This is a genomic window from Streptomyces sp. NPDC007917 (assembly GCF_042959105.1).
GTDB lineage: Bacteria > Actinomycetota > Actinomycetes > Streptomycetales > Streptomycetaceae > Streptomyces.
On record NZ_JBIBKK010000009.1, the window covers coordinates 25,805 to 42,983 of the forward strand.

The window sequence follows — 17,179 nt, forward strand, 5'->3', positions numbered from 1 at the left end:
CGGTCAGCCGTCGTCGCACGGCATTGTCGCGCTCCTCTTCGCGCTCCCGAAGTCCACGCCGGGAATCACCGACGGGATGTCCACCGTCGCGGTCGCCCGCGTCTGCCCCTCCCCGCACGGGGTGACACCGACGTCCGTCCCCTCCGCCAGCCATCCGCTCATCGCCGCCCGCCCCGCGGCCGCCGGGCTGGTCCGCGCCTCGTCGAGCGAGGCCGTACGCGCCGCCGCGCGGGCCGCCGTGCCCGCCTGCTGCACGGCGTACGCGGCGAGGCCCAGCTGAACGGCGGCCAGCGCGACGAGGATCAGGACCGGCAGAAAGCCGAGGAATTCGATGGAGGCCGACCCCCGATCGCGGCGTTGGGCACGCGCGGGGGACGCCGAACGCACGGCACCCGCACGAGAGGCCGCCGCGCGTGGCACCGCCCCGCACCCGCTCACCACCTCGCGCCCGGCCATCGCCTCACGCCCCCTCCGCCTGCTCATCCACCGCCCCCGCGGTGCCCGTCACCGGCCACGGGAAGTCCGCGGCCCCGGGGAAGAGCACCGGGACATGGACCTTCACCGTGGCCTTCCACACCCCGTCGGCGCCCTGGCCGCAGGTGATCTCCGCGCTGTCCTGCCACGCGCCCGGGAGGTCCTTCAGCGCCGCCTCCTGGCAGGCGCCCGCGTCGCCGCCCACGGCGGCGCCCGCTCGGGCGGCCTTGTCGGCGGAGTTGCCCGCCAGGGAGTACGTGTAGCCGAGCAGCACGAACTGCCAGATGACGGCCAGCACCACCAGCACCAGCGGCAGCACGCCGAGGAATTCGACCGCGACCTGGCCGCGGTCACCGCCCCGCTTGCGCAGAAAGCGCCTGGAGGGCGTGGAGGGGACCTCCCGCAGCGACTCCGGGCCGGTGCCCGTGTCACCGACGCCCGCGCCCGGACCGCCCGCGCCGCCCGGGTCGTCGCCGCCCGTTCCTATGGCGCGGCGCTGCCGCATGCCCGTGAGCGTGCGCTGGTCCGCCGGGCCGGGGTGACCGCTTCGGTGCGCACGGCCGCCCCCGCCCCCGCCCCCGCTGGGGCCGGCGCCGGGCGCCTCCACCAGGGCCAGCTCGCCGGCCAGGCCCCACAGGGCCTGCTTGACGGCCGACTTGGCGTCCAGGTCCTGCATCCGGCCCGAGTCGACGGCCGGCTGCAGCTCCTTGAAGCCGGCCGGGACCACCGTACGGGCCATCCGGGCGCCCGTCGCGCGCTCGATCAGCTGCGGCTGGATCTCCGCGCTGCGGGTGTGGCGGTTGACGACGGCGACCGTGTCCTCGGCCTTGCGGATCTGCAGCCGGTCCCAGAGCCGGACCATGCGCTTGGCGGCCCGCACCGCGACCACGTCCGGGGTGGTCACCAGCAGCGCGAGGTCGGCGATCTCGACGACTGCCGCGCCCGCCGAGGTCATCTGCGTACCGCAGTCGACGATCACCACCTCGAAGCGCGACCGCAGCGCGCTGACGACCTGCCGGGCCGCGCGGTCGGAGACCTCTTCGCCGCGCTCGCCCTCGCCCGGGGCGAGCAGCAGCCCGATGCCGGTCTGGTGGGTGAAGACCGCTTCCTGCAGCACGCGCGGCGTGATGTCGTTGATCTGCGCCAGGTCGGCGATCGACCGCCGGAACTGCACATCGAGGTACGAGGCGATGTCGCCGGACTGCAGGTCCATGTCGACGAGCGCGACCCTGCGCCCGGCGGCCTGCGCGGCCAGCGCGAGCTGTACGGCGGTGACCGTCGTGCCGACCCCGCCCTTGGCGCCCGCGACAGCGACCAGCTTCCCGCCGGGCCCGGTGGCCAGCGCCTCGCCGCCGCCCCCGAGGTGGCGCCGTACGCCGGTGGCCCACTGGGCGGCGGCCTGGACGCGGGCGGCCAGCTCGTCGTACGACAGCGGCAGCCCGGCGATGCCGCGGGCGCCGGAGTCCATGGCGGCGGAGTAGAGCGCGGGCCCGGCGTCCGCGGTCACCAGCACCACGCCCACGGCCGGGAAGCGCAGCGCTATCTCGCGGATGAGTTCGAGGGCGGGGGCGGGGCCGATGCGCTCATGGACCAGCACGACCTCGGGCAGGTCCTCCAGGGAGGCGGCGGCCAGCGCGGCGAGGGTGTCGAGCAGCCGGGTCGAGTCACCCACCGGTGGGGACGGTTCGGCGCCCGGCAGCTGGCCGAGCAGCCCGCTGAGCGCGCGGGCGGCGTCGGGGTCGCCGACGCCCGGAAGGATTCTGATCGTCACCGGGGCACCGCCTCACTCATGTTCCCGCGGCACGCCGCTGGTCGCCGCGCCGCTTCTCATTTGTCGCCGTCGAGGGTGTAGGTGCGGTCGCTGGGGGCGATGCTGTCGTCGCCTCCGGGGGCGACGAGGGCAAGGCGTACGTGCGAGGCGAAGGACTCGGCGTACGCCACGCGCTGGGCGTCCTGGGTGTCCAGCGCGAAGGTGATGGGCACCGCCTTGTTCAGGCGCCGGGTGTCGTCCTGGTCCGGCTCCAGCGCGGTCAGCTTGCCGACGTCGATGACCTCCGCGCCCGCGACGATGACCTTGGAGACCGGATCGTCGCGCTGGCTCCGGCCCTCGAAGGTCGCGTAGATGTTGACCTTCGAACCGGGGTTGATCTTGCCGGCCACGCCGGTCGCCGCGTCGATCATGATGGCGATCTCCTGCTGCCCCGGCTTGAGCGCCGGCCGCTCCACGATCATGTCGTCCTGGAGCAGCGAGCCCTTGCGCAGCGGGGTGACGGCGATCTTGCCGCGTACGTCGGCGAGGTCGGTGACGGCCGTGGCCGGCAGCCAGCGCTCGGGCATCGATATCTTCTCGAACTGCCCGGCGTCCAGCGCCTGGTAGGCCGGGATGTTCGACCTGAGCTTGTACGCGGTGGTCTCGGGACCGACCTTCGACTCCACGTCGCGGATGACGGACAGCACTCCGGCGAACGCGCCGCCGGCGCACAGGACCGACAGGAGCAGGAGGATGACTCCGCGGCGCTGGCGTGAATTCATGGACGCACAACCTCGTTGGGGGACGTTACCGGCTCATCAGAGCGGGTCGCTCGGTCTGGGTCAGGGCAAGGATGTCATCGCCGCGCGGCACCGGGGCGGAGCAGAACGCGCAGCGGTCCCCGATGAGTTCGAAGCCGCACCAGTGGCACTCCTCTCTCCGCACGGACGACACCAGCTGGTAGAGGACGGAGAGGTCCGGGATGGCGGCGGCGAACTCGATCAGCTTGTGGGTGCCCCACCAGTGGGCTGACTCCTGCGGGAGCGGCACCTCCTGGACGCCCTGCACCCCCCATCCGGGGGCGAGCTTGACGCCCACCCAGTCGCCGCCCGCGTGGCCGTGGCCGTGGCTGTTGAGGTTGCCGCGGGCTACGGTGAGGTGGGTGGCGTACCCGGGAGCGGGCAGCGCGGCCTCCTGGCCCACCTTGACCAGCTGCGGGGTGGGGTGGGCGAGCACCGCGAACTGCGCGCCCGGCACCCACGACTTGACGTGCGAGGTGAGGCTGACGGGCACCCGGTCCAGCTTGGCGACGGAGCCCAGCAGCGCGCCCGCGTGGACGTAGTGCGTCAGCAGGCGCGCGGCGCAGGCGAGCACTCCGGGGCTGAAGTCGCACACCGACAGCTGGCGCAGCTGACGGGCGACCACGGCGACGGCCAGCGGCGGCAGTTCGAGGGGCAGCAGCGCGATCCGGTCGCTCTCCAGGACCGACCGTACGGTGTGCAGCCGGCGGACGAAGGGCGCGGGGGTGGCCGCGGGGTAGAGCACGATCAGATAGCCCTGCTGGTCGAGCAGGGCGGCGGTCTCGGCCAGCGCGTCGCCCAGCGGCTCGGCGTCGGGCGGCATCAGCACGACGGCCGACGGGGTCTGGCCGTCGGGCGGCGGAAGCACCAGCTCACGGCTGGTGACTGCTATCGCGGTGGGCACGTCGGCTACCCCGTCTCACGTCGGCGCCGGGGAGAGCGGCGGCCGCAGGTCGTTGCTGCTGTCCTGGTGCATCAGCACTTTATCCACGAAAGCCGCGTGAGAGAACAGTTCCGAAGTCCGTGACGGTGTCACCGATGCGCGAGTTGCGCTTCGGTGTCCTGACGACGGTCTCCCGTTTCCTTCCGCCGCGGATGCGGCAGGCTTGCGCCACCTGCCCGCCCGCCTCGGCCGGTGTTCCGGCCCAGGCGTTGGCGGCGGGTCTTACGGTCGGCTCCACGGGGCTTCGACACGCGTGGCGTGTCCTGGTCTCCGGCCACTCCGGTACCAGTGGTGCAGGCCGCCACGAGGGCGACCAGGTTGCGGGCTGAGTTCTCGTCCCGGTCCAGGACCAGGCCGCAGGCGTCGCAGGTGAAGACTCGGACGTGCAGCGGCAGCTTGGCTTTCACGACGCCGCAGTTCGAGCAGGTCTTGGAGCTGGGATACCAGCGGTCCGCCACGACCGTAGGACAGGCGTTCCGCTGGCCCTTGTAGGTGAGCTGGCGCCGGATCTCCCCGAACCCGGCATCAGCCACGTGGCGCGCGAGCCGTTTGTTGCGGAGCATTCCGGCGACGTTGAGGTCTTCGACCACCACCGTGCCGTACTCGGCACGCACGCGGGTGGTGAACTTGTGCAGCGCATCAGCGCGCAGATTCGCCACCCGGTGGTGGAGCCTGTTGCGCTCGCGGTTGGCTTTCTCCCACCGCCTGGACGGCTTCCGGCCAGTCCTGCGGTCAGGCCCCTGCCGCCGGCACACGCGGCGGGAATAGAACCTCAGCCGCTTGAGGACGCCGTCCAGGTGCTTCGGGTTCGGCTCGTACCGTGTCCGTCCAGAACTGTCGGCCAGGACCGCGAGGTGCTTGACGCCCAGATCGATCCCGACCGCCACATCCGGCCGGGCAACGCGGGTGATCTCCCGGGCTGTTTCCACCTGGAGGGAGACGAACCAGCGCCCGCGCTGCTGCCGGACGGTCGCGGAGAGGATGCGCGCCGTGCCGGCCTGGATGCGGGTCAGGAGCTTGTGGGTGGGTTCGTGGGTGCGGATCGTGCCCAGCCGGGGCAGGGTGGCGTGTCGGCCGTCCCGCTCGAGGCGGATCGTGCCGGTGGTGAACCGGCAGGCCAGGCGAGCCTTTCGCTTCGGCTTCCGGCGCGGGACACCCACCCGGCATCCCTTGCGTCTGCCCTGTTTGGACTTGGCGTAGTTGTCGAACGCTGCGGCCGCGTTCGCGAGGCCGGTGTTGTATGCCTCCTTGGAATTCTCCTGCCACCACTGGGCGAATCTCGGGTCGGCGGTCTTGATCCGGTTGAACTCCTTGCGCAGCTCGGGCAGCGACCACGGCCGCCACGGCGTCAACTCCCGCTCACCGACCCCGTAGGAGGCTTCGGCCTTGCGCTGCCACCACGAAGCGGTCACCCAGGACACGGCCCAGTTATAGGCAGCGCGGGCGGCACCGCAGTGCGAGCGCAGCGCCCGCCCCTGCCCGGCGTTCGGATCGAGAGCGAACTTGTATGCCTGCACCACACAGCCAGGCCGCGGCCGAAATTTCCCCCTCACCTCGCTGCCTCCCCTGCTCGAAGATCCCCTCACCACACCCAACGAGCACCGCACACAAAGGTCACGCATTCGACGAATGAACACCCGTTTCCGTCCGAGGAGGCAAAGCCCCGAGCTCATACAAACCGAGAGAGGCTGAGATGCGCTGATGGATTACTCAGCAGCTTTCAGCCCCGCAGACGAAGCAGACCCGTCCGCCCCAGGCGCCGGCTCACCCGCTTCCTCCGGGTCGGCCTCGGCCTGCCCGCCTCGACGCGCGGCGCGGGCAGCGGCTATGTCTCCCCGACGATCGTCAACAACGCCCTGGACTGCCTGGCCCGGGGCACGGGCTGCGGCTCGTTCAAGCCCGCGAGGACCTATCCGGGTCTGCGCGGCGCGATGACCTGGTCGACGAACTGGGACGCGCTGGCGGGCAACGCCTGGTCCAACGCGGTCGGGCCGAAGGTCCACGGCCTGCCGTAGACCACGTCGTCCGGGCTGTTCGGGGGAGGGCCGAGCGCCCTCCCCCGAAGGGCGCTGTCAGCGGAACGCGGCGGCGTTCTCCTCGGCCCACTGCCGAAACGCCCTGGCCGGCCGCCCGGTGACCCTCTCCACCGTGTCGCGCACCTTCAGCAACTCGTCGTTGACGTCCCCGCCCATCAGGTCAAGCACCGCACTCGCGGCCTCGTCCCCCAGGAACGCCGCCATGCCGCGGTGAGCCTCCTCCCGGCTGATCTCGGCGAGCGGCACCTCCCGCCCCAGGGCCGCCGCGATCGCCTCGACCTGCTGCCGGGCCGTGACCCGCTCCGGCCCGGTCAGCGCGTACGTCCGCCCGCGGTGCCCCGGCCCGGTCAACGCCGCCCCAGCCACCGCCGCGATGTCCGCGGGGTGGACGGCGGGGAGCCCGACGTCCGCGTACGGCAGGCGGACCGGCTCCCGCCCGCGGATCGCGTCCGCCCACCACAGGGCGTTCGAGGCGAACTGCGTGGGCCGCAGGATCGTCCAGGCCATGCCGCTGCCCTTCAGCAGCCGCTCGACGGCAAGGTTCTCCTGGGCGGGGCCCAGGTGGGGATGGGTCTGGACGGTGATGGACGACACGAGCACCACATGCTCCACACCGGCCTGCCGGGCCAGGTCGAGGATGTCGGCGTCCGGGCCCATGCGCGACGGGAGGAACAGCGACCGCACCCCGTCCAGCGCGGGCTTCAGCGTGGCGACCCGGGCGAAGTCGCCCTCCACGGCTTCGACTCCGGCCGGGAATCCGGCCCGTGCGGCGTCGCGGGTGAGGCCGCGCAGCGGCCCGGCGCGGCTCGTCCGCAACTCCTTCAGCAAGGCACTTCCTATGTTTCCGGTGGCTCCGGTCACGAGGATCACGGGCATGCTCTCCTGTCGCCAGCTGGTGATCGATCCGGCGTGAACGCTAGGACTTCAACCTCGCTTCAGGTCAACCACGAGCTTTCTGTCAGGGACTTGACAGGTGCATTGGTCTGGACCACGGTGGATCACATGCCTCAGGGGCCCCTGAACGCGTAGCGCACCACTCCCCCCACATCCCCCCACGCACGGAGGCACCCGTGGCACGCGCACATTCACGTACGTTCCCCCGGAAGCTGCTCGGCGGCATAGCCGTGGCGGCCCTCGCCGCGAGCGGGCTCATCGCCGCCAACACCGCGGGCGCGGCCGAGGAGCCCGTCGGCGCCGCGGCCGTCCCCCAGCACGCGGTCACCGGCTACTGGCAGAACTTCAACAACGGCGCGAGCGTCCAGAAGCTGGCCGACGTCCAGGACGACTACGACATCATCGCCGTGGCCTTCGCCGACGCGACCACCACACCCGGGGCCGTCACCTTCAACCTCGACTCGGCCGGGCTCGGCGGCTACACCGTCGACCAGTTCAAGGCCGACATCAAGGCCAAGCAGGCCGCCGGCAAGTCCGTCATCATCTCCATCGGCGGCCAGAACGGAACCGTCTCGATCAGCGACGACGCGTCCGCCGGCGCCTTCGCCACCTCCGTCACCAAGCTTATGGACGAGTACGGCTTCGACGGCGTCGACATCGACCTGGAGAACGGGCTCAACGCCACCTACATGACCAAGGCGCTCAAGGCGATCCACGACAAGAAGAGCGATGTCGTGGTGACGATGGCGCCGCAGACCGTCGACATGCAGTCGCCGCAGAACGAGTACTTCAAGACCGCGCTGGCCACCAAGGACTTCCTGACGGTGGTCAACATGCAGTACTACAACAGCGGCTCCATGCTCGGCTGCGACGGCAAGGTCTACTCCCAGGGCTCCGTCGACTTCCTCACCGCCCTCGCCTGTATCCAGCTGGAGAACGGCCTCGACCCGTCCCAGGTCGGCCTCGGCGTCCCGGCCTCCACGCGCGGCGCGGGCTCCGGATATGTCGACCCGGGGGTCGTCACGGCCGCCCTGGACTGCCTCACGACGGGCACCGGCTGCGGGTCGTTCAAGCCCTCGAAGACGTACCCGGGGCTGCGCGGCGCGATGACCTGGTCGACCAACTGGGACGCGGCGAACGGCAGCGCCTGGTCGAAGGCGGTCGGGCCGCACGTCCACGGTCTGTCGTAGGGCCGGCCCGTTCGAGGGGGGGCGAAAGTTCCCCCTCGAACGGGGAGTTGGGACGAATCCTGTCGTCAGTGGGTGGCCTTACGGTCATGACCATGGATCTACAGGGAAAGTCCGTTGTCCTGATGGGGCGGTTCCACGAGCTGTCGCACGCGACAGCGAAGGCCGGACTGGAGGCGCTGGGCGCGCGGGTGTCGAGTTCGGTGTCCGGCAGAACGGATCTGGTCTTCGCCGCGCACGATGTCGCGGGCCGCAAGATCGGGGCGGCGAGCCTGCGCGGCATTCCGATCTACGACGAGAAGGCGTTGCGGGCCGTGCTCAAGGGGGCGGCCAAGCCCTCGGCGGGCCATGAGTCCGCCCCCGGCGGGGCGGGGACCTTCGCGGATCACGCGTCGCTGACGTCGGCCGCCGACCCGGCCGCGCTGCTCGCGGTCCTCCAGGAAGCGGACTGGTCCGCCTTCGCGGCCGAGCGGGACCTGCCGCCGCTCCGGGCCCGGCTGCTGGAGCTCGAGCGCGCGCATGGGATCACCGAGGCGCACCGCTTCGCCACCGACAGGATTCGCGGGCTCGGCGGCACACGGCTGCAGCAGCCGTACGGCCACATTACAGAGATCACATCCTCTGCCTTCAGCCCGTGCGGACGCTATCTGGCCACCGGCAGCTGGGTCGGCGACGACTACCACCGCGGTGGTGAGCTGCAGATCTGGGAGGTCGCCAGCGGCCGCTGCGTCAACACGCTCCACCGCGTCGAAGGCGGGGTCGGCTGGCCCGACCGCGACGACGTCATCCAGTGGTCGGCCGACGGCGCCCGCGTCGGGCTCGCCTACAACACCAACCAGGTCGGGGTGTTCGACCCGTTCGACAGCGCCACCTACACCTATCCGCTGGCCAGCGCGTCGGTGACGGACGGGGCCAGCCGGCCGCCGGCGTGGTCGCTGGCGCCCGACGGGCGGCGCGCGTTCGTCTCGACCGGATCTCCCTGTTCACTCAAGGGCTGCGTCGTTCCGCTGGAGGCGGGCCATCTGTACTGGCTGCCCGGCTACGCACCCCCCTCGCACCCTTATCTGCTGCCCGAGACGCTTCCCGAGGAATTGGGGGACGAGGACGGCGAGCTGTGGCTGGACGAAGGGGTCGGCTGGTCGCCGGACGGCACCCGGTTGTACGCGTATGACGAGGAGCACGAGCGGGATCTGGTCATCGACCTGGCCACCAAGCGGGTCGGCTTGGCGGTTGAGGAGGACGAACCCGAGACAGCCGTGGGCACAGGCGGCTCGGCGGTCGACGGCTCGGGCGGGGTGCGGGTCTCGGTGGGCCCGACCCGGGTGACCTTCCACCGCCCCGACACCGGAGGGGCGCTGGGCGACTTCACCTTCCTCCGCGAACCACCGGGTCACCGGCTCCTGGAGGACGACTACGTACTCGAGGAGGCCAACGTCGTCTTCGCGCTGGACGACCACACCTGGTGCGCGGCCTTCGAGGAAGGCGTGGTCATCGCGCCGCCGGACCGCGGGGCAGACCTGGACGCGGTGCTGACCTGGTCGGTCGACCGGCGCTTCGGCTGGCCGGTGCGGTGGGGCGGGCTCGATGTCGTACCGGACGTGCGCACCGCCGCCGAACGGCTCGGGGAGGACGGCCTCGGCTACTTCCTGCGGGAGTACGTGGACAGCAGGGAACCCACCGAGGACCAGGGGGACGGCGCGTGGCCACCGCCCAACACCGCGACGATGGACGACTTGTTCTCGGCGGTGCGGGAATCCGTCGCCGACCTCGGGAGCGGCTGGAACTTCGCGGTGAACGAGCATCTGGGCCACGCGGCCCGGCTCCGGGCGCGGCGCGGGGAGCCCGAAGGGGCCGCGGAGCTGCTCGAGGCGATACCCGATACGGACGAGCGCGTCCTGGCCTCGGCCCAGGTGGCCATGATCCTGGCCCGCGCGGGACGAACCGAGCAGGCGCGGGCCGTCTTCGCCTTCGCCGAGGCGAGGGCGGAGGAGGCCCTCGGGCCGTACAACGTCGCACGCGTCGCCTCCTCGGTGGCCGGCGCCCACCAGGCCCTGGGCGACGAGGCCGCCGCCGACGCGTGGTTCGCCCGCGCACGGGACGCCATCGAGCCGGAGACCAACGCGTGGGAGAACCGTCTCGCGGTCATCTGGGCGCTCACCGAGTGCGGGCGCGTGGACGAGGCCCGGTCGCTGTGGACGTCCTACGAGGACCAGTACAGGCGGCCCAATAACTTCTACCTTGAGCCGTGGCTGCTCTATCTGCTGAGCACCGACCGGCTCGACCTCGCGGAGGAGTTCCTGGAGGCGTGGGTCCCGCCCAGGGACCGGCCGTCGAGCATGATCAAGGCACTGGTCGAGCTCGGCCGGCCCGATCTGCTCCGCTCATGGCTCTCCCGCTCGTGGTCCATACCCGGTGAGGACTACGAACGGGCCCAGGCGATCGCCGACGGCACCGTCCCAAGGCGCTCCCGGCCGCCGGCGCCGGCCGAGGAGGACATCGCGGCCCTCGCCGAAGCACACGCCGAGCTGCTCAAGACGCCGCGCGCCAAACGCCGGGGCCCGACCGTGGAGCTCATTCAGCAGGCCGCGGACCGCGGGCACCTCAGCGCCGTGCTGGACCTGCTGGGCGGCCTTCCGGACCATGACTTCAACCACCGGCCGAAAGCCGCCTTCTCCGCGCTGTGGCACGCCGCCACGGGCCACCGCCTGGCCCCGTGGTGACGGCCCGCCTGACGCGTGTCGGCTACCCCAGGCTGTCGAGCCAGCGCACGATGGCCGGGGTGGCCCGGACGTTGGACCCCAGGTGGCGGGAGCCGTTGTAGTCGGCGGCGCCCAGGTCGACGACCGGCGGGGTCACGCCGTGGCGGGCGAACGCGGCCCGGCAATGGGCGGTGTTGGCGACGGTCGCCTGCTCGTCGCCGCTCGCCATGTACAGGCGGACCGGCACCCTGGGCGCCCAGTCGCACACGTCGTCGGTGGTGCGCAGGGCGGCGGCCATCGGGCCGGCCGGGTCGGCGAGCAGCTCGCGGCCGGGTCCGGTCAGCAGCCCGTCGAGGGTCGCGGGGGTGCCCGCCATCAGCTCGGGGCCGGTGTGCGTGCCGTCGAACAGCTCCTCGATCGTGTCGGCGTAGGACCCCTGGAACACGTCGGCCGGGCTGTCGTAGAGGTGGTGCAGCCGGTTGAAGGCGACCAGGGTGTAGGCGGCGTACAGGACGCTCGACTTGGGTTCGAGCTCGCCGGCGAGCAGCGCGGGCAGTTCCGCGCCGCCGAAGTCGTACGCCCCGCTGACCGGGGCCAGCGCGCCCAGCCGGAACCAGCGGTCCTCGCCCGACTGGAGGGCGCGGGCGAGGCCCAGGGCCGCCGACGCGCCCTGGGAGAAGCCGGTGACCGCCACCTCGCGGTCCAGGGCGTGGCCGGTGCCGGGCGCGAAGGAGCGGGCGGCGCGCAGCAGGTCCAGGGACGCGGTGGTCTCGGAGGGGACGTCCATCCAGGGGTGCGGGCCGGGGCCGAGGCCCATGCCGAGGTAGTCGGGGGCGACGGCGGCGTACCCGGCGGAGGCGTAGGTGACCGGCGGGGCGGGCAGGAAGCCGCCCGTCTTCATGGACGGCGAGTCGTCCTTGTGGACGCCGGTGCCGTGGGTGAAGGACACCGGGCGCAGCCGGCCCTCGCGGCCGCGCGGCAGGACCAGCAGCCCGCTCGCGGTGGTGGGCCGGCCGTACGGGTCGACCGTGCGGTACACCAGCCGGTAGGCGTCGACGCCGTACCGGACGGTGTCGGCGCCGAACTTCGCGGAGGTCAGCCAGGCGCTGACGTCCTCGGGCTTCTCCAGGGTGTAGAGCAGCTGGTGGGACACCAGGGTGCCCCGGCCGGCCCGCGAAGCCGCGTCGGCCGTCACCCCCGTCGCCGCCGTACCGCTGAGGGCGGCGGCTACGGCCGGGGCGGCTGATCCGGCCAGCAGCAGCGCGGCGCACAGGGCGGCGGCGCGGGTGTGGCTCGATCGGATGCGGCGTGGCAAGTTGCGCATGAGGTCCCGGTCTCTCTGGTCGACGATCAGCGACGAGGACCTCAGCGTCGCGCGGGACTCCCCCGGGGCGCACTGGTGCCGGCCCCCGGTCCGGCCTCGGGAAAACCTGACGAGACGGACCGGAGGCCAGGCACGTGTGGGGGTTACGGCTTGGGCAGCTCACACCCCGCCAGGCTCAGATTGATCTTGTTGCCCGCGGCGACGCACTTGGTGATGCCGTAGGTCTCCTGGGCGTAGTTGATGCCCTGGCGCACCGTCACGGTCCCGTTGGCGTCGACCTCGCACGGGTTGTTGAGGGTGCACCTGCCGCCGTCCTCGTTGCCCGTGTTGTTGATGGCGACGACCTTCCCGGTGGCGGAGTCGACAACGGGCGAGCCCGAGGTTCCCCCGATCGTGTTACAGGCCGAGGTGTAGCGGACCGAATCCTTCCAGGTCCATTCATCCTCTTTAAGACGGTAGACAAACCCGTCGATATTGCAGGAGTAGATCTTCTTCCAGTAGCCGGAGACCACATTGATGCCTGTGCCCTGGACCGGGTGGCTGTCCGACAGCTGCAGCGCCTTGATGCCGTACCTCTGCTGGATCTGGGCGTACGTCGAGCTCAGTTGGTACAGCGACACATCGGTGTCGGTCATCGTCGCGTACGCGATCTTGGTGGCCCGGAGCGTGGCGACACCGCTGCCTGAGCTGCCCAGCAGGGTGAAGCTCCGGGTGGAGGCCTTGTCGACGATCACCTGTCCGGCGGACGGCATACCGGACTCCAGGCAGTGGCCGTTCGAGAGCACGAACGCGAGGTCGCTGTCCGCCGAGTTCGGCATCCGCACCACCGAGCCGGAGCAGTTGCTCAGCGCCACGGTCCCGGCGAAGTCGACGGCCTTGGCCCGGGGCGCGTTCGAGGTGTCCGCGGCGGCCGCGGCCGGGGTGACGCCCGCGGTGACGAGGCCCGCGCCGCCGAGCAGCAGCGCGGACAGCGCGCCGATCAGAGGTCTGCGCATGTGGTTCCCCTCCCGTAACGAGGCTTCGGACCGCGCCGCGACCGGTCGCGTCGCGGCGGCTCGATCCAAAGCCGCACGAATGTTCCCTCCGCTTCGACCATTTCCCGCCCTTGACCATGTCATGCGCATGGCCGAACACTGGCGCAGCAGTCGCTCGCCTCAGACCACCCCCCAGGAGAATTCATGCGACTTCGCATCCGCGGCAGACGGGCCACCGCCCTCACCGCCCTGCTGACCCTCGCCCTCGCGGCGCCCGTCGCCGCCCAGGCCGACGGCCCGGACTCCGCACCCGCGGCGACCGCCGCCTCCGCCGGCACCTCGGCTGACACCTCGGCCGCCACCGCGGCCGACGAGAACGTGCGGCAGTACGAGATCACAGGCCCCGCCACCCCGGCCGAACGCGCCGCCGTCGCGGCCACCGGCGTGTCCATCGACGAGGTGGACGCCCGCTCGGTCGTGGTCACCGCCGACGGGGCCCAGGCCCGCAAGCTGCGCTCGCTCGGCTATGAGCTCAGCCCGCTGGCCACCCCGCCGGCCCGCACCGAGGGCCGGGCCGCCAAGCCCTTCGACTTCCCGTCCGCGGACGCGAAGTACCACAACTACGCCGAGGCCACCGCCGAGATCAACGCCGCGGTCGCCAAGTACCCGAACATCCTGAGCAAGCGGGTCATCGGCAAGTCCTACGAGGGCCGCGACATCGTCGCGCTGAAGATCAGCGACAACGTGGCCACGGACGAGTCCGAACCCGAGGTGCTGTTCACCGCCCACCAGCACGCCCGCGAACACCTCACCGTCGAGATGGCCCTCTACCTGGTGCGCGAGTTCACCCAGGGCTACGGCAGCGACTCCCGGGTCACCGGCCTGGTCAACAGCCGCGAGATCTGGATCGTCCCGGACGTGAACCCGGACGGCGGCGAATACGACATCGCCACCGGCTCCTACCGCAGCTGGCGCAAGAACCGCCAGCCCAACTCCGGCTCCTCCAACGTCGGCACCGACCTCAACCGCAACTGGGACTTCAAGTGGGGCTGCTGCGGCGGCTCCTCCGGCTCCACCGGCTCCGAGACCTACCGCGGCCCCAAGGCCGAGTCGGCCCCCGAGGTGAAGGTCGTCGCGGACTTCGCGCGCAGCCGCGTCGTCGGCGGCAAGCAGCAGATCAAGGCCGCCATCGACTTCCACACCTACAGCGAGCTCGTGCTGTGGCCGTTCGGCTGGACGTACGACGAAACGACCACCGGCATGACGCGGGACGACTACGACGCCTTCGCCGCGGTCGGCAAGAAGATGGCCGCGAGCAACGGCTACACCCCCGAGCAGTCGAGCGAGCTGTACATCACGGACGGGGCGATCGACGACTATCTGTGGGGCGCCCAGAAGGTCTTCGCGTACACCTTCGAGATGTACCCGAGCTCCAGCGGCGCGGGCGGCTTCTACCCGCCCGACGAGGTGATCGAGCGGGAGACCTCCCGTAACCGCGACGCGGTGCTCCAGCTCCTGGAGAACGCGGACTGCATGTACCGGTCCATCGGCAAGCAGGCCCAGTACTGCTCCTAGGCCCGGGCCGTACAGCGAGACGGGCGCCGTCCCGGCGGGGAGACCCGCCGGGACGGCGCCTCGCGGATGGTTCGCCTACGGCCGCACCGCCACCGCATCCACCTCGAACAGCATCCCCGGCAGCGCGAGCGAGGCCACGCCGCTCAGTGTCTGGGCCGGCAGCTTGTCGCCGAAGCGGGCGTGTAGCGCCTTACCGAGGATCTCCAGCTTTTCGAGGTCGTGGTCGACGATGAAGGTGCCGAGGCGGACCACGTGCTCGTATCGAAGGCCGAGCCCCTCCAGCACCGACCGCAGCCGGTCGAAGGCCAGGTCCACCTGGGTCGCGAAGTCACCGGGGACAGGAGCGCCGGTGGCGTCGGAAGCGTACTGGCCGCCGATGAAGAACTGTTCCACCGGGAGCGCTGGGCCGTGGGTGTTGGTCATCGGGAAGGTTCCGCGGACGTGGATCCCAGTGTTGCCTGGATCACGGCGTCGATCGCGGTGGTCAGACGTGCGGGGTCATGGCCGGCGCGCTCCCGTACCCGCAACCCGAGCACCGTGGTGAACAGCAGTTCCACGGCGCCGTCGATGTCGAGGTCGGTGGGCAGTTCGCCATGGTCACGCCCCTCGCGCAGCAACGATCGCAGTGCCTGCCGGGTGACCTCGAAGGCAGCCTCGGTCCGCTGACGGACCTCGTTGTCCGTGGTGCCGAGTTCGGTGGCCGTATTGACCACGAAGCAGCCTCGACCGGGCTCGCCATCGTTCGTGCAGGTGACCAGCCACAACATCCAGTCCCGCAGCACCTGGTGAACCGAACGGCCATCGGCGCCCAGCCGCTGCTCGGCCTGAGCGGACTCGGTGGCCCGGTAGTGGTCGAGCGCGCGCAGAAACAGGGTGTGCTTGTCCTTGAACGTCCGGTACAGGCTGCTGGGCATGAGTTTGAGTTCATCACCCAGATCGCGCACTGAGGTGGCGCCGTAACCGCGGCGCCAGAACAGATCGGTCGCTCTGGTCACCGCTTCCTGCTCGTCGAACTGTCGGGGGCGTGCCATGCCCACCACTGTACCCAACTTGTGGAGCGATCGCTCCCATACTAGGGTCCACCGTCATACGGGAGCGATCGCTCCCGAATAGCGGAGGAGGCATCGGTGACGACCACAGAACAGGCCACGGCCCGGGCGACCGGCCGACAGGCCCCGCGGACCAGTCACTGGCTGGCGGTCACCGCGGTGGCCTTGGGAACATTCCTGCTGGTGACCGCCGAGCAACTGCCGATCGGGCTGCTGACCGGTGTGGGATCCGCGCTGTCGGTCTCCGAAGGGACAGCCGGGCTGATGGTGACGGTGCCCAGCTTGGTCGCCGCGGTCGCGGCACCCCTGGTACCGATACTCGTCGGCGGACTGGACCGGCGGCTCCTGCTGCTCGGGCTGATGGGGCTGATGACCCTGGCCAACGTGGCCTCGGCCCTGGCACCGAATTTCGCCGTCCTCGTATCCTCCCGGGTGCTGGTCGGGGTGGCGGTCGGCGGCTTCTGGGCTGTCGCCAGCGGCCTTGCCGTCCGGCTCGTGCCCACCGAGGACGTGCCACACGCCACCGCGATCATCTTCGGTGGCGTCGGCGCCGCGAACGTGTTCGGCGTCCCGCTCGGCACACTGGTCGGCGATCTCACCGGCTGGCGCATCGCCTTCGCGTCGCTGAGCGCCCTGGCGCTCGTCACGCTGATCGCCCTGCTGGCCGTGCTGCCGTCGCTGGCCGCCTCGCAGCCCGTCCGGCCGCGTCTCCTGGCCGAACAGTGCCGCAACCCGGGCGTACGCGTCGGCATCCTCGCGACCTTCCTCATCGTGACCGGCCACTTCTCGGCCTACACGTTCGTGAGTCCGGCCCTTCAGAAGCTGTCGGGGATCGATGAACGAATCGTCGGCCCGCTGCTGTTCGGGTTCGGCCTGGCGGGTATGGCCGGCAACTTCGTCGCCGGCGCGGCGCTGGCGCGCCGGACGCACCGGACAGTGCTGATCATCGCCGTGTCCCTGGCGGCCGCGATGCCGCTCTTCCTGCTGCTGGGCCGGACATCGGTTGGCGGCGCCATACTGTTGATCATCTGGGGCCTGGCCTACGGCGGCGTGTCTGTCGGCCTGCAGACGTGGATGATCAAGGCTGCGCCAAAGGCGGTGGAAGCGGCCTCCTCCCTGTGGGTGGCCGTGTTCAACCTGGCGATCGGCCTGGGCGCGCTGACCGGCGGCGTCATCGTCGACACGCTCACCCTCCAGGGCGTCCTGTGGCTCGGCGGCGCCTGCGCCCTGGCAGCCGCACTGGCGATCTGGAGCGCCCGTGGCAACGAGAACCTGCGATGACCACGATCCGTGCGGCCCCCGTCTCGGTGACCTTCTCGGTCACCGATACCGCCACGCACCGCTTGACGTTCGAGCCGCCGGGCTTTGGGGCGATCATGCCAGAGAGCCGACGGCACCCCTACGCCGGTCACCGTTTCCGCCGTAGCGCGGCCCCGGCCACCGCGGCGGTCCCGACCGTCGGCGCCAATTCGGA

General features: G+C 71.3%; 14 protein-coding genes and 1 pseudogene. 5 read left to right on the forward strand and 10 right to left on the reverse strand.

All coding sequences use genetic code 11. From position 1 onward, the window contains the following. Positions 1-3 precede the first annotated feature (3 nt). The 5 genes from ACFZDL_RS19445 to tnpB form a co-directional block, all read right to left on the reverse strand. A complete protein-coding gene (locus tag ACFZDL_RS19445; protein ID WP_353587466.1) occupies positions 4-483 on the reverse strand; it encodes a TadE/TadG family type IV pilus assembly protein in 480 nt (159 codons plus the stop codon). After that, on the reverse strand, positions 461-2,245 hold the full coding sequence (locus tag ACFZDL_RS19450; RefSeq protein WP_353587468.1) for a P-loop NTPase: 1,785 nt from the start codon (positions 2,243-2,245) through the stop codon (positions 461-463). The genes ACFZDL_RS19445 and ACFZDL_RS19450 overlap by 23 nt, the downstream gene beginning before the upstream one ends. A gap of 56 nt (positions 2,246-2,301) precedes the next feature. Next, a complete protein-coding gene (gene cpaB, locus ACFZDL_RS19455) occupies positions 2,302-3,006 on the reverse strand; it encodes a Flp pilus assembly protein CpaB (RefSeq protein ID WP_353587470.1) in 705 nt (234 codons plus the stop codon). Positions 3,007-3,031: 25 nt separating this feature from the next. After that, positions 3,032-3,928 carry a hypothetical protein gene (locus tag ACFZDL_RS19460; RefSeq protein ID WP_353587472.1) on the reverse strand — a complete coding sequence of 299 codons (897 nt, stop codon included), beginning with the start codon at positions 3,926-3,928 and terminating at the stop codon, positions 3,032-3,034. 128 nt (positions 3,929-4,056) lie between these two features. Next, the gene (gene tnpB / locus ACFZDL_RS19465) at positions 4,057-5,487 is read right to left on the reverse strand and encodes an IS607 family element RNA-guided endonuclease TnpB (protein WP_353587474.1); all 1,431 of its coding nucleotides are present in this window, start codon (positions 5,485-5,487) and stop codon (positions 4,057-4,059) included. Between the two features lie 258 nt (positions 5,488-5,745). Between tnpB and ACFZDL_RS19470 the strand changes: the two are divergent. Further along, positions 5,746-5,982 (forward strand): annotated as a pseudogene (locus ACFZDL_RS19470) (chitinase); the annotation flags it as partial. Positions 5,983-6,039: 57 nt separating this feature from the next. On the opposite strand, the gene ACFZDL_RS19475 reads toward ACFZDL_RS19470, so the two are convergent. Then, complete coding sequence (locus tag ACFZDL_RS19475; RefSeq protein WP_353588122.1) at positions 6,040-6,873, reverse strand: NAD(P)H-binding protein; 834 nt, start codon at positions 6,871-6,873, stop codon at positions 6,040-6,042. 200 nt (positions 6,874-7,073) lie between these two features. Here ACFZDL_RS19475 and ACFZDL_RS19480 point away from each other — a divergent pair, with 200 nt between their 5' ends. Together ACFZDL_RS19480 and ACFZDL_RS19485 are read left to right on the forward strand one after the other, a co-directional pair. Beyond that, positions 7,074-8,087, forward strand: a complete 1,014-nt coding sequence (locus ACFZDL_RS19480; RefSeq protein WP_353587476.1) for a chitinase — start codon at positions 7,074-7,076, stop codon at positions 8,085-8,087. A gap of 92 nt (positions 8,088-8,179) precedes the next feature. After that, the gene (locus tag ACFZDL_RS19485) at positions 8,180-10,804 is read left to right on the forward strand and encodes a hypothetical protein (RefSeq protein ID WP_353587478.1); all 2,625 of its coding nucleotides are present in this window, start codon (positions 8,180-8,182) and stop codon (positions 10,802-10,804) included. A 22-nt stretch (positions 10,805-10,826) separates the two neighbouring features. Here the strand turns inward: ACFZDL_RS19485 and ACFZDL_RS19490 are convergent, their stop codons facing one another. After that, positions 10,827-12,107: a lipase gene (locus tag ACFZDL_RS19490; protein WP_353587480.1), complete on the reverse strand. Its 1,281-nt coding sequence runs from the start codon at positions 12,105-12,107 to the stop codon at positions 10,827-10,829. Positions 12,108-12,250: 143 nt separating this feature from the next. After that, positions 12,251-13,102 (reverse strand): serine protease, encoded by an 852-nt coding sequence (locus ACFZDL_RS19495; protein ID WP_353587482.1) that lies wholly within the window; start codon positions 13,100-13,102, stop codon positions 12,251-12,253. A gap of 183 nt (positions 13,103-13,285) precedes the next feature. Between ACFZDL_RS19495 and ACFZDL_RS19500 the strand changes: the two genes are divergently transcribed. Next, on the forward strand, positions 13,286-14,656 hold the full coding sequence (locus tag ACFZDL_RS19500) for a M14 family zinc carboxypeptidase (RefSeq protein ID WP_353587484.1): 1,371 nt from the start codon (positions 13,286-13,288) through the stop codon (positions 14,654-14,656). 75 nt (positions 14,657-14,731) lie between these two features. Here ACFZDL_RS19500 and ACFZDL_RS19505 read toward each other — a convergent pair whose 3' ends face one another. Then, the gene (locus ACFZDL_RS19505) at positions 14,732-15,079 is read right to left on the reverse strand and encodes a Rid family hydrolase (RefSeq protein ID WP_353587486.1); all 348 of its coding nucleotides are present in this window, start codon (positions 15,077-15,079) and stop codon (positions 14,732-14,734) included. After that, positions 15,076-15,687 (reverse strand): TetR/AcrR family transcriptional regulator, encoded by a 612-nt coding sequence (locus ACFZDL_RS19510; protein WP_353588124.1) that lies wholly within the window; start codon positions 15,685-15,687, stop codon positions 15,076-15,078. The genes ACFZDL_RS19505 and ACFZDL_RS19510 overlap by 4 nt, the downstream gene beginning before the upstream one ends. A gap of 96 nt (positions 15,688-15,783) precedes the next feature. Between ACFZDL_RS19510 and ACFZDL_RS19515 the strand changes: the two genes are divergently transcribed. Further along, positions 15,784-16,986 carry an MFS transporter gene (locus ACFZDL_RS19515; protein ID WP_353587488.1) on the forward strand — a complete coding sequence of 401 codons (1,203 nt, stop codon included), beginning with the start codon at positions 15,784-15,786 and terminating at the stop codon, positions 16,984-16,986. The last annotated feature ends 193 nt before the right edge of the window (positions 16,987-17,179 follow it).

Coding starts and splice junctions, on each gene's coding strand:
- ACFZDL_RS19500 (WP_353587484.1), top strand. CDS start 13,286: ATGCGACTTCGCATCCGCGGCAGACGGGCCACCGCCCTCACCGCCCTG.
- ACFZDL_RS19495 (WP_353587482.1), bottom strand. CDS start 13,102: ATGCGCAGACCTCTGATCGGCGCGCTGTCCGCGCTGCTGCTCGGCGGC.
- ACFZDL_RS19485 (WP_353587478.1), top strand. CDS start 8,180: ATGGATCTACAGGGAAAGTCCGTTGTCCTGATGGGGCGGTTCCACGAG.
- cpaB (WP_353587470.1), bottom strand. CDS start 3,006: ATGAATTCACGCCAGCGCCGCGGAGTCATCCTCCTGCTCCTGTCGGTC.
- ACFZDL_RS19505 (WP_353587486.1), bottom strand. CDS start 15,079: ATGACCAACACCCACGGCCCAGCGCTCCCGGTGGAACAGTTCTTCATC.
- ACFZDL_RS19445 (WP_353587466.1), bottom strand. CDS start 483: ATGAGCAGGCGGAGGGGGCGTGAGGCGATGGCCGGGCGCGAGGTGGTG.
- ACFZDL_RS19490 (WP_353587480.1), bottom strand. CDS start 12,107: ATGCGCAACTTGCCACGCCGCATCCGATCGAGCCACACCCGCGCCGCC.
- ACFZDL_RS19510 (WP_353588124.1), bottom strand. CDS start 15,687: ATGGCACGCCCCCGACAGTTCGACGAGCAGGAAGCGGTGACCAGAGCG.